This is a genomic window from Variovorax sp. GW821-FHT09B01 (assembly GCF_059418345.1).
Genome location: NZ_JBWKPQ010000001.1, coordinates 1,513,877 through 1,525,867, shown reverse-complemented (window position 1 = coordinate 1,525,867; position 11,991 = coordinate 1,513,877). Strand labels below are relative to the sequence as shown.

Sequence of the window (11,991 nt, the reverse complement as noted above, 5' to 3'; positions counted from 1 at the left end):
ATCCGGAATTACGGAGAAATAGGCTTCTCGCATGAATTGGAGAGGGCATTGCACGCAATTTCACCGGAATCCGTAGCTATACCTTCGTTCTCATTGGAAGCTCGATTCGGCGGTATTCGAAAGGCGATTGCAAGAAAAAGTAAGGTGCAAATCCGATATCGGAAATCGACACTGCGATTCCCCAATTGGGGTCAACTCAAAGGAGATTCGCGATGTCGACTAAAACTGGCTTCTACACCATCATCTCGTTCGTCGGCGGCGGTATCCGTGGCCTGCTGTCGGCCACCATCCTGCAGCGCTTGTGCGACGCCAATCCGGCGTTGCTGGACCTGACGAAGATGTTCGCGGGCTGCTCGACGGGGGCGATCATCAGCAGCGAATTGCTGGCGGGCAAGCAGCCCGAGAACCTGATCGATCTGTTCAAACACGAGGTGGGGTTCTACAACGCCATGAATCCCGATCCGAGAAAGCCCGCCTACCCGATCGACGAGGTACTGGTCAGCCAGGAGAAGCTCCATGGAACGACACCGATCGCCGATGCGCGGCACGACGTGCTGCTCGTCTCGTTCAACGTCGGCGGCGTCGAACCGGACCAGAACGACGGCAAGATGATGCCCACTCCCTGGAAGCCGATGATGTTCACCAACATGCTCGGCACGGAGCGGGACAAGGCGGATGGCCTCGAGGGAAATGCCGAGACGCCGATCGCGCATGCGGCGACTTCCAGCGGCGCCATGCCGGGACAACTCGGCTCGATGAACGGCAATGTCGATGGCGCCTTCTTCAATCACGACCCCACGGTTGCCGCGATCGCCCTCGCGGTCCGCAACGGCTATTCCCTCGACCAGATCGCCGCGATCACGATCGGAACGGGCTACATGCCCTACTGGCTGCAAAGCGATACCCACGACTGGGGCGCCACGCAGTGGATGAATGGCGACGACAACCCCTTCGACAACATCACGCCGTTCCTCATGAACCAGAAGGGCTCGTCGCCGGTGCTCGACATGAGTCTCAACGGGACTTCGACGGAACTCATGCCGAACATCGCCAAGATGCTGCTGGGCGACCGCTACGTGAACCTCAATCCGAGGCTGCCGTGCTTCATCCCCGAAAACTCGACCAATGAGCAGGCGCTCTCGCTGCTGGAGCGCCACGGGAACAGCGTGGACATCACGGGCGCGCTGGCGCTGATCGATGCCTACTGGAAGCGGGACGTGGTGGCCTCGGGCCCCGCCACGGGCGGATCTTCCTCGGCACCCGCGAAGACGGCGCCGCAGAAGGCCAGCCACATCGATCCGCTGAAGACGGAGTTCTTCATTCGCCACAAGGGCAACATCGTCCGCGTGCTCGACGTCAAGGACGCATCGAGTGCGTCCGGGGCGCAGGTCATCGCCTACAGCCGCAAACCCATGACGGACCCGAGCGTGAAGAACCAGCTCTGGAAGTTCGTGCCCTCCACCGAGAAAGGTTGGTGGTACCTGGAGACGGCGATGGGAACCGGCTTCGTCATGACCTTGTCGGGCGGCGATACCGGCGTCGCTCCGAAGCTGATCATGCAGGCGCGCCAGGACGCCCTGCGGGACAGTCAGCTCTGGAGCCTGGTGTCGACCGAGCAGCTCGGCTACTTCTTCATCCAGAACAAGGCCGCGCCCGTCGATGTTCCGAGCGTGAATCCGGACTCGTACGTGCCCCTGTGCATCGGCGTCGAGATCGATCACACCGAGGACTGCTATGGGGTGCCGCTGAACTACGAGCACGACACGCCCATGGCGTTCTGCTTCCTGCCACCGGGCGATGAGGAGCTGTCGGCAAAGCGCTGACGCAAGCGGAGGGCGGTGGGTTCACCCCTCCAGCACCTCCCTCACCTTCACCGCCAACGCCTCCAGCGTGAACGGCTTCCCGATCAGCTCCACGCCCGCGTCGAGCACCCCGTTGTGCACCACCGCGTTGCGCGTGTAGCCGGTGGTGAACAGGATCTTCACCGCGGGCCAGCGGCGCCGCACTTCCTCGGCGAGCTTGGCGCCGTTGACCTCGGGCATGACGACGTCGGTGAACAGCAGCGCGATCTCGGGATGGGCCTCGAGCTGGCGCAGGGCGGCGGCGGCGCCGTCGGCCTCGAGCACGCGGTAGCCGAGCTCGGTCAGCGCGTCGACGCTGAACTGGCGCACGGCCGGCTCGTCCTCCACCACCAGCACCACCTCCTGCATCTCGCCGAGCGGCACCTCGTCGGCGCGCTCGGCGTCGGGGCCGTCCTCGCCGGCGCCGGCGAAGCGCGGCAGGTAGACCTTGACGGTGGTGCCGTGGCCCACCTCCGAATAGATCTTCACGTGGCCGCCGGTCTGCTTGACGAAGCCGTAGACCTGGCTCAGGCCGAGGCCGGTGCCTTTGCCGACGCCCTTGGTGGTGAAGAAGGGATCGAAGGCCTTGGCGATGACCTCCTCGCTCATGCCCATGCCGGTGTCGGTCACGGCGATCATCACGTACTGCCCCGAGGGCACGCCCAGGTGGGTGCTGGCGTAGTGGCCGTCGAGGTGGGCGTTCTGGGTCTCGATGGTGAGGCGGCCGCCCTCGGGCATGGCGTCGCGCGCATTCACCGCGAGGTTGAGGATGACGTTCTCGAGCTGGTTCGGGTCGGCGTGCGCGCGCCACAGGCCGCCGGCCAGCACGGTCTCGAGCTGCACCTCGGCGCCGAGCGCGCGGCGCAGCAGGTCGGACATGCCGGCCACCAGCTTGTTGGCGTCGATGGCCTCGGGCCGCAGCGGCTGCTGGCGCGAGAAGGCGAGCAGCCGCTGGGTCAGCACGGCGGCGCGGCGCGCGCCGTCCATGGCCGATTCGGTGTAGCGCTGGGCGCGCGGATCGCTGTCGCCCATGCGGCGCTTGAGCAGCTCGAGCGAGCCCATGACCACGGCCAGCATGTTGTTGAAGTCGTGCGCGATGCCGCCGGTGAGCTGGCCCACGGCCTCCATCTTCTGCGACTGGTGCAGCCGCTCGTGCGCGAGCTCGAGCTCGGCGGTGCGCGCCTTCACGCGCTCCTCGAGCTGCGTGTTGGCATGCTGCACGGCATCGAACAGCCGCGCGTTGTCGATCGCGATCGCGGCCTGCGCGGCCAGGCCGACCATCACGCGTTCCGAGCGCTCGCTGAACATGCCGGTCTGCACATGGCCGAAGAACAGCCCGCCGATGACCTCGCCCGAGCGCGAGACCACGGGCACGGCGAGGTAGCTGCGCACCGGCAGGTGGCCCTTGGGCATGCCCTTGTGCGGCGGGTTCTGCGCATAGCGCGGATCCGCGAGGATGTCGTCCGAGCGGATCACGCCCTCGCCGCGGAAGGTGGGCGCGAAGACCGCGGTGGCGCGCGGCATGCCGAAGTTCTCGAAGGCGGCGCGGTCGGCGCCCGAGAGCGAATAGAGCATGTAGCGCTCGCCGGCATCGTCGAGCACGTTGTAGAAGAAGGCGCCAAAGCTCGCGCCCGTGAGTTCCACGCCGGCATCGACCACGTGCTGCACCAGCTTCTGCAGGTCGAGCTCGGCGGCGATCTGCGCGCCGGTGCCGTTGATGATCTCCAGCGTCTGCGTCTCCATCGCGAGCCGGTCGCGGCTGTCGCGCAGCCGCGCCTCGATGCGTGCGCGCTCGGCAGCGTCCCAGGTGCGCTCGGCGGTCAGCTCGGCCAGCTCGATCTCGTGCGGTGTCCACGTCCTGGGCGCGGCCTGGTGCAGGTAGAAGACGGCCCGCAACGCGCCCGCGCGCAGCAGCGGCACCACGACCAGCGCGCGCGTGCCGATGCTCTCCCAGGTGTCGGCATACGCGCCGCCCGCGCGCGCATCGGCGCGGAAGTCCGCGATGACCAGCGTGCGGCCGGCCTTGAGCTCGGCCACCACCTCGGGGCCGAAGCCGTCGAGCACGCGTGATTCGCCCGCGAGGCCGGGCATGGCACCGGCGCTCCAGTCGCGCGCCACGGTCACGTGCTTCTGCGTGGCATCGACCACGCCATAGCCCGCGCGCCCCACCGCGAGATGGCGGCCCAGCAGTTCGGCGGCGGCGCGGGTCACGGCCACCGGATCGGCGAGGTCGCGCACCGTGTCGCTGAGCTTGAGCAGGAAGCGCTCGCGCTCCTCCACCGATTTGCGCTCCGAGATGTCGCGGTAGAAGATCGCGAGCCCGTCGCCCGAGGGATAGGCGCGCATCTCGATCCAGGCGCTGCGGCCGCTGGGCCAGGTGTAGAAGTGCTCGATCTCGACACGCCGGCGCTCGCTCATCGCCTGGCGGTAGAGCCGGCCGAAGGCGCTGTCGAGCGTGCCCGGCCAGGCGTCCCACAGGGTGCGGCCGAGGATCTCCTCGCGCGAGCGCGTCTCCAGCCGCATGCCCTCGGCATTGATGGCCAGCACGCGGTACTCGGCGTCGACCAGCACGAAGCCCTCGGCCATGCCCTCGAGCACGCCGCTGGCGCGCGCCTCGCTCTCGCGCAGCGCGGCCTCGGCATGCACGCGCTCGGTGGTCTCGATGACGATCGCCAGCACGCCGGCGGGGCGGCCGCTCTCGTCGAGCACCGGGGAGTAGTCGAGGTTCATCCACACCGGCTCGGGTTTGCCGTGGCGGTGCAGCACCAGCTCCTGGTCCTTGAAGGCCAGGGTGCCGCCGGCCAGGCCGACCTTCATCACGTGGTCGTTGAAGTCCGCCACCTCGGGCCAGCCCTGGCGCACCTCGGAGCCCAGCAGCTGCGGATGACGGCCGCCCGCGAACACCGAGTAGGCGTCGTTGTAGATCATGAAGCCGGGCTCGCCCCACAGCATCACGATCGGCACCGGCGAGCGCAGCAGCAGGCTGGTCGCGGTCCGCAGGCTCTGCGGCCAGGCGGCGATCGGCCCGAGCGAGGTGCGCTCCCAGGGGAAGTCGCGTACCAGGCGGCCCAGTTCGCCGCCGCCCTCGAGGAAGGCCAGGTGGGTGTGTTCTCCTTCGTCGTCCGTTCGCTGCGTGTTGCCGGAACCGTCCATCATTGCCTGTGCCTTTCGTGGGCGAGCCGCCGCCTCGCCGGGCGGAAATGCCGGCAAATATAGAGGGGCGCGGTGCCGGCGGGAAGTCAGCGGGTTTCAACCCCGGCCGAGGGCGGGCGCTGACAGCGCGGGAGGCTGCCCCGCCGGGGCGCCGTTCAGCGCTGCGACTTGCGCAATCGGTGGATCAGGAACGCCTCGAGCAGCTCGGCCGCCTTGCGCCCCGGCAGCGGCGCCGTGGCCAGCCAGGCCTCGGACTCGGGCAGCGCGGGCAGGCCTTCCTTGGCGCCGAGGATGCGCAGCCGCTTGGAGATCGTGGCCTCGCGGAACACGCCCACCGCGATGCCGGCGCGCACCGCCGCTTCGAGCCCGGTAACGGTGGTGCTGGTGTAGGCGATGCGCCAGGGGATGCCGGCGCGGTCGAGCGCGTGGGTGGCCCAGTCGCGCAGCATCGCGCCCTCGGGGTTGAGCGCCAGCGGCAGCGGCCGTTGCAGGTGCGTCGACGAGCCCGGCGCGGCGGCCCAGACGATGCGCGACTTCGACAGCGGCAGTCCCTCGCCCGAGCCGACCGGGCCGATGCCGATGACCATGTCGTAGCGCGCGCCCAGCTCCGCGTGCATCAGCGACGACACGCCATGCTGCAGCTCGACGTGGATGCGCGGATGCAGCCGGCAGAACTCGGCGATCAGCGCCGGCAGCACGCGCGTGGCGTAGTGCTCGATCGAGCCCAGGCGCACGCTGCCCGAGACCTCCTGCGCATCGACGTCGCGAAACAGCTGGTCGTTGAGCCGCAGCATCTGGCGCGCCAGCGGCAGCAGCTGCAGGCCCTCGGCCGTGGGCACCAGCTTGCGGCTGCCGCGCTCCACCAGCTGCACGCCGAGCTGCTCCTCGAGCCGGCGCATCTGCATGCTGACCGCCGACTGCGTGCGCGACAGCGCCTTGGCCGCGGTGGTGAAGCTGCCGATGCGCACCAGCGTGTCGAACACGCGCAGCAGGTCGATGTCGGCCGTGTGGCTGCGCGGGGCAGGGGTGTTCGGGGTGGGCATGGGACCTCGATTCAATCACGGAACGTGATGGAAGCGATCATCAAACATCACGTTCCGAGCTGGATCACGGATCAAGAATGAAGCCTCACGGGACCCATGAGCCCGAACAGGAGACCGCATCCATGCATCACCCCTCGTCCTTATCGCCGCCGCGGCGGCGCCTGCTGCAGGGCGCGCTCGCGGCCTCGGTCGTGCCCGCCTGGGTGCGGCCGGCGCGGGCTGCGGCACCCTGGCCGCAGAAGCCCGTGCGGCTGGTCGTCGGCTTTCCGCCGGGTTCCTCGCCCGACGCCCTGGCGCGCACCGTCGCCGATCCGCTGGCGCAGGCGCTGGGCCAGGCGGTGATCGTCGAGAACAAGGTCGGCGCCGCGGGCACCATCGGCGTGACCGCGGTGGCCCGGGCCACCGATGGCCACACCATCGGCCTGACCGGCAACGGCCCGCTGACCACCGCCAAGCTGCTCAACCCCGCCGTGCCCTACGACGTGGCGCGCGACCTGCGGCCGATCTCGCTGGTGGGCAGCAGCCCTTTCGTGCTGGCCGGCAGCACCGACATGCCCGCCGCCGACCTGCGCGGCCTGCTGGCCCATGCCCGCTCGCGCGGCGACCGGCTCAGCTACGGCTCGGTCGGACCGGGCTCGGGCTCGCACCTGGCGATGGAGCTGCTCAAGACGCTGAGCGGCATCCAGGCGGTGCACGTGCCGTTTCCGGGCTTCCCGCAGGTGGCGACCGCGCTGATGGGGCAGCAGATCGACCTGTCGTTCATGATCCCGTCGATCGCCGTGCCGCAGGCACGCAACGGGCGGCTGCGGCTCTATGGCGTCAGCACGGCGGCGCCGTTCCCGACCTTCGCGGACCTGCCGCCGCTGCAGTCGGCGCTGGCGGCCGGCCAGTCCTTCGACGTGGCCTCGTGGAACGCGATCTTCGGCCCCGCGAGCCTGCCGGCGCCGGTGGTGCAGCGGCTGTCGGAAGAGATCGCGCGCATCCTCAAGGCGCCCGAGGTGCGGCAGCGGCTGTTCGACCAGGGCTGGCAGGCGCTGGGCACCGCGCCCGAGGCGCTGACGCGCACCATCGCCCGGGACACGGCGATGTGGGGCGGCGTGATCCAGCGCACCGGCGTGCGCAGCGAATGAGGGGCCGCGCATGAAACGCCGACACCTCCTCTCGGGCGCGGCCGGCATCGCCGGTGCCGGGCTCGCATCGGCCGCCCTCGCGCAGCCGGCGCGCGCGGCGCAGCCCTCGACCTTCGTGCTCGTGCACGGCGCCTGGCATGGCGGCTGGTGCTGGTCGCGCGTGGCGGCGCGGCTGCGCGAACGCGGCCATGCGGTGTTCACGCCCACGCTCACCGGCCTCGGCGAGCGGCGCCACCTGATCTCGCCGCAGATCAATCTCGACACGCATGTGGAAGACGTCGTCAACCTGCTGCAGTTCGAGGAGCTCGAGCGCGTGGTGCTGGTGGGCCACAGCTACGCGGGCATCGTGATCTCGGGCGTGGCCGACCGCGTGCCGCAGCGGCTGCGCCAGCTCGTCTACCTCGACGCCTTGCTGCTCGAGCCCGGCAAGAGCCTGTTCTCGGACTTCCCGCCGGCCGTGGTCGAGCAGCGCCTCAAGGCCATCCGCGAGACGGGCGGCGGCGTGGGCGCGGCCGCCGCGCTGCCGCCCGCGGCCTTCGGCGTGAAGGACCCGGCCGATGCGGCCTGGGTCGCGCGCCACCTCACGCCGCAGCCCGTGGGCACCTACCTGCAGCCGCTGCTGCTGAAGGCGCCGCTGGGCAACGGCCTGCCCAAGACCTACATCGAGTGCACGGGCGACCCGATCGCCACGCTCGAACCCACCAAGGCACGCGTGCGCGCCGATGCCGGCTGGCAACTGCGCACGCTGGCCACCGGGCACGACGCCATGGTCACCGCGCCCGCGGCGCTGACCGAACTGCTGACCGATCTCGCGGCCTCGGCCGCTTCTTCTTCCTGAATGAAAGCCTCGCGATGGGAACCCTGACCCCCGAAGAACGCCATTTTTTCCGCTCCGACGTGCATGCGCGCCAGGGCGAGCGCCGCACGCGCCAGCCGCACGGCCACATCACCGAACCGGCGCGACAGGTGCCGGTGCACGAGCGTTGCGACGTGCTGGTGCTCGGCGGCGGCCCGTCGGGCGTGGCGGCCGCCGTGGCGGCGGCGCGCAGCGGCGCGCGCACGGTGCTGCTCGAGCGCTACAACCACCTGGGCGGCCTGTCGACCGGCGGCCTCGTGATCTGGATCGACCGCATGACCGACTGGTCGGGCCGGCACGTGATCCAGGGCCTGGCGGCCGAGTTCATGGACCGCCTGGGCCGCGATGCCGTCGCGGGCCCGCCGCGCGAGGACTGGGGTTCGCGCGACGCGGCCAAGGCCGAGCACTGGTCGCTGCGCACCGCGGCCTTCCATGGCGTGGTCACCCATTCGCCGACCATCGACCCCGAGATGCTCAAGGGCGTGTACCACCAGATGGTGCGCGAGGCCGGCGTCGACCTGATCCTGCATGGCTGGATGGTCGCGCCGATCGTCGAGGCCGGGCGCGTGACCGGCGCCGTGTTCGAGAGCAAGCAGGGCCGGCGCGCCATCCTCGCGCGCGTGGTGGTCGACACCACGGGCGAGGGCGACCTCTACGCCGCCGCGGGCGCGGCCTTCTCGTCCGACATCGACGCGCACGACATCCACCATTGCATCAACACCTCGTGGCTGTTCGCGGGCGTCGACATGCGGCGCTGGCTCGACTTCCGCGCGCACCAGCCGCAGGCCTACTCGGCGCTGCTGGCACAGGGGCGCGAGACGCTGGGCAGCTTCGAGAAGCCCATCGTCTCCTGGCGCGACGACGTCGCCACCTTCCTCGGTCCGCGCAAGTCGGGCTTCAGCGCGCTCGACGTCGACGAGATGACGCAGGTCGAATGGGAGTCGCGCCGCAGCATGGCCGAGCACCTGGCCTTCTACCGCGCGCATGCGCCGGGCTTCGAGCAGGCCTGGCCTATGCTGATGGCGCCGCAGATCGGCACCCGGCATGGCCGGCGGCTCGCGGGCGTCAAGAGCGTGCGGCGCGCGGACTGGGACGCGGGCGCGGTCGAGGCCGACGAGATCGGCATCAGCCCCAGCCCCTCGCCGAAGTTTCCGAACATCTCGGTGCCCTACGGCGCGCTGGTGCCCGAGCGGCTCGATGGCGTGCTCGCCGCGGGCAAGCACATCTCGTGCGACACCAACTCGCACGGTTTCATGCGCGAGATCCCGCAATGCTGGCTCACGGGCCAGGCGGCCGGCACCGCGGCCGCACTCGCCGCCGACGCGGGCGTGCTGCCGCGCGAGGTCGACGTAGGCCGGCTGCAGGCGCTGTTGATCGCGCAGGGCGTGCCGCTGCGCCAGACCGCGCCGGTGGCAGCGGAAGCGCAGGCGACGGCATGAGCTTCCGGCTCGCACTGGCTCATCTCGGCATGCTCGATGCGACGCCGCCGCGGCTGGTCGAGGCCGCGCATGCGGCGGGCTTCACGGGTGTCGGCATCCGCTTGCTGCCCGCGCGCCTCGGCGAGGCGCCATTCCCGATGGCCGTGGGCGGCGCGATGCTGCGCGAAACGCTGGCGCGGCTGGGCGACCTGGGCATGGCGGTGCACGACATCGAGATCGCGCGCATCAAGCCGGACTTCGACGCCGCGGCCCTGGCCGGCGTGCTCGAATCGGCGCAGGCGCTGGGCGCGCGCTGCCTCATGGTCAATGTCGACGACGCCGATCTCGCGCGCGCCGCCGACGGCATCGCCGCGCTGGCCGAACGAGCGCGGCCGCATGGGCTGTCGCTCGGCATCGAGTTCATGGTCTACACCGCCGCGCGCAGCCTGGCCGATGCGCAGCGGCTGGTGGCCGCGGTGCCGGCGTCCGATGCGCGCATCGTGGTCGACGCCTTGCACTTCTGCCGCGCCGGCTGCCAGCTGTCGGACCTGCATGCCGAGCGCATCGACCGCGGCTTCATGCAGATCAACGACGCGCCCGCGCAGCGCCACCCGGGCCTCTCGCCCTCCGAGGAAGGCCGGGCCCATCGGCTGTTTCCGGGCGAGGGCGCGCTGCCGCTGGCCGCGCTGCTCGAGCCCCTGGCTAGCGACGCGCTGCTGTCGGTCGAGGCGCCCAGCGCCATCCGCATGGCCACCATGGAGCCGCATGCACGCGCCGCGGCCGCCTATCGCGCCACCACCTCCTTCCTGCAACGAAACGGCTTCGCCCATGCCTGACACCCCCCTCGACTGGAACGGCCTCAAGCTCGACGGCAGCACCGCCGTGCTCGGCATCATCGGCGACCCGATCGCGCAGGTGAAGGCGCCGCTGCCGCTGACGCAGTGCCTGCAGCGGCGCGGCCTCAACGCCGTGCTGGTGCCGCTGCACGTGCGCGCCGACGACGTGGCACCGCTGCTTCACAGCCTGCATGCAGTGCGCAACCTCGCGGGCATCGTCGTCACCGTGCCGCACAAGCAGCAGGTGGCGGCACTGCCGATCGAACTGATGCGTGCGGCGCGCGAGGCGCGCGCCGTGAACGTGCTGCGCCGCCATGGCCAGGGCTGGCAGGGCGAGCTGCTCGATGGCGCCGGTTTTCTCGCGGGCCTGGTGCGCCATGGCTTCGAGGTGCGGGGCCGCAGCGTCGGCCTCGCGGGCGCCGGTGGCGCGGGCAATGCGATCGCCTTCGCGCTCGCCGCCGCGGGTGCCGCCTCCATCGACATTCGCGATGCCGAGGATGCGAAACGCGCCGATCTCGTCGCGCGGTTGCGCGCATCGGGCTGCAACGCCGGCGCATGGGATGGGGAGAGCCCGCGCGACCTGCTCGTCAACGCCACGCCCGCCGGCATGCGCGCGGACGACCCGCTGCCGATCGCGCCCTCGGCGATCCGCGCGGGCCAGACGGTGGCCGACGTGATCATGGAGCCGCCCACCACCGCGCTGCTCGCGCTCGCCGAATCCATGGGCGCGCGCATCGTGCATGGCCGCCACATGATGGACGAGCAGCTCGAGGCCATGGCCGACTTCTTCGCCGAGGTGCTGCGATGAGCGCGCCTTTCTTCCCCGGTTTCGAGGCGCGCAGCATCGAACTCGGCGATGCGCGGATCCACGTCGAAGTCGGCGGCAGCGGACCGCCTTTGCTGCTTCTGCATGGCTACCCGCAGACGCACGTGGCCTGGCACCGCGTCGCGCCCGTGCTCGCACGGCATTTCACCGTGGTCGCGCCCGACCTGCGCGGCTATGGCGACAGCGCCGGGCCCGCCGGCGATCCGCTGCACCTCAACCACTGCAAGCGCACGCTGGCCGCCGACAAGCTCGCGCTGATGCGCGCGCTGGGCTTCGAGCGCTTCGCCGTCATGGCCCACGACCGCGGCGCGCGCGTGGGCTACCGGCTCGCGCTCGACACGCCCGAGGCCGTGCGCTGCTTCGTCTCGCTCACCGTGATTCCCACCGAGGAGATGTGGAAGCGCGCCGGCATGGCCTTCGGGCTCAAGGCCTTCCACTGGTACCTGTTCGCGCAGCCCTTCGACCTGCCCGAGCGCATGCTGCGCGCCGACCCCGCCTACTACCTCGACTGGACCCTGCGCAACATGGTGCAGAAGGTCGACGCCGTCACGCCCGAGGCGCTGGCCGAGTACCACCGCGCCTTCGCGAAAGAATCGGTGCGCCACGCGATGCTCGAGGACTACCGCGCCGCTGCCTCGATCGACCTGCAGCACGACCACGAGGACCTCGCGGCCGGCCGCCGCCTGGCCTGCCCGGTGCAGGTGCTGTGGAGCGCGTCGAACACCGCGCGGCCCGACCCGGCCGAAGTCTGGAAGACCTGGGCCGACACCGTGGAGGGCGGCACCGTCGACTGCGGCCACCTGATGGCCGAGGAGGCGCCCGACGAGGTGCTGGCACACGTGCTGCCGTTCCTGCGGCGCCATGCCTGAATGGCCGTACCCGGATTCA

Annotated in this window: 9 protein-coding genes; 7 read left to right on the top strand and 2 right to left on the bottom strand. The window is 70.6% G+C overall.

Translation table 11 applies throughout. The features are described 5' to 3' along the window. Window positions 1-185 precede the first annotated feature (185 nt). A complete protein-coding gene (locus tag AC07RV_RS06715; RefSeq protein WP_492713499.1) occupies window positions 186-1,823 on the top strand; it encodes a patatin-like phospholipase family protein in 1,638 nt (545 codons plus the stop codon). Window positions 1,824-1,844: 21 nt separating this feature from the next. Here AC07RV_RS06715 and AC07RV_RS06710 read toward each other — a convergent pair whose 3' ends face one another. Next, entirely contained in the window at window positions 1,845-4,997 is a 3,153-nt protein-coding gene (locus tag AC07RV_RS06710; protein WP_296786777.1) for a PAS domain-containing protein, read from the bottom strand. 152 nt (window positions 4,998-5,149) lie between these two features. Continuing rightward, a complete protein-coding gene (locus AC07RV_RS06705; protein ID WP_057589983.1) occupies window positions 5,150-6,037 on the bottom strand; it encodes a LysR substrate-binding domain-containing protein in 888 nt (295 codons plus the stop codon). 122 nt (window positions 6,038-6,159) lie between these two features. On the opposite strand from AC07RV_RS06705, the gene AC07RV_RS06700 reads away from it, so the two are divergent. Genes AC07RV_RS06700 through AC07RV_RS06675 form a run of 6 tightly spaced genes read left to right on the top strand, consistent with a single transcriptional unit; the run spans window position 6,160 to window position 11,972 of the window. Beyond that, window positions 6,160-7,167, top strand: coding sequence for a Bug family tripartite tricarboxylate transporter substrate binding protein (locus AC07RV_RS06700; protein WP_296786775.1), 1,008 nt, complete (start codon window positions 6,160-6,162; stop codon window positions 7,165-7,167). A 10-nt stretch (window positions 7,168-7,177) separates the two neighbouring features. Then, the gene (locus tag AC07RV_RS06695; protein ID WP_296786772.1) at window positions 7,178-8,005 is read left to right on the top strand and encodes an alpha/beta fold hydrolase; all 828 of its coding nucleotides are present in this window, start codon (window positions 7,178-7,180) and stop codon (window positions 8,003-8,005) included. 14 nt (window positions 8,006-8,019) lie between these two features. Then, entirely contained in the window at window positions 8,020-9,462 is a 1,443-nt protein-coding gene (locus AC07RV_RS06690; protein WP_296786769.1) for an FAD-dependent oxidoreductase, read from the top strand. Beyond that, window positions 9,459-10,277 carry a sugar phosphate isomerase/epimerase family protein gene (locus tag AC07RV_RS06685; RefSeq protein WP_296786767.1) on the top strand — a complete coding sequence of 273 codons (819 nt, stop codon included), beginning with the start codon at window positions 9,459-9,461 and terminating at the stop codon, window positions 10,275-10,277. The genes AC07RV_RS06690 and AC07RV_RS06685 overlap by 4 nt, the downstream gene beginning before the upstream one ends. After that, a complete protein-coding gene (locus tag AC07RV_RS06680) occupies window positions 10,270-11,085 on the top strand; it encodes a shikimate dehydrogenase family protein (RefSeq protein ID WP_296786764.1) in 816 nt (271 codons plus the stop codon). Before AC07RV_RS06685 ends, AC07RV_RS06680 begins: the two co-directional genes overlap by 8 nt. After that, window positions 11,082-11,972: an alpha/beta fold hydrolase gene (locus tag AC07RV_RS06675; protein ID WP_296786762.1), complete on the top strand. Its 891-nt coding sequence runs from the start codon at window positions 11,082-11,084 to the stop codon at window positions 11,970-11,972. The genes AC07RV_RS06680 and AC07RV_RS06675 overlap by 4 nt, the downstream gene beginning before the upstream one ends. The last annotated feature ends 19 nt before the right edge of the window (window positions 11,973-11,991 follow it).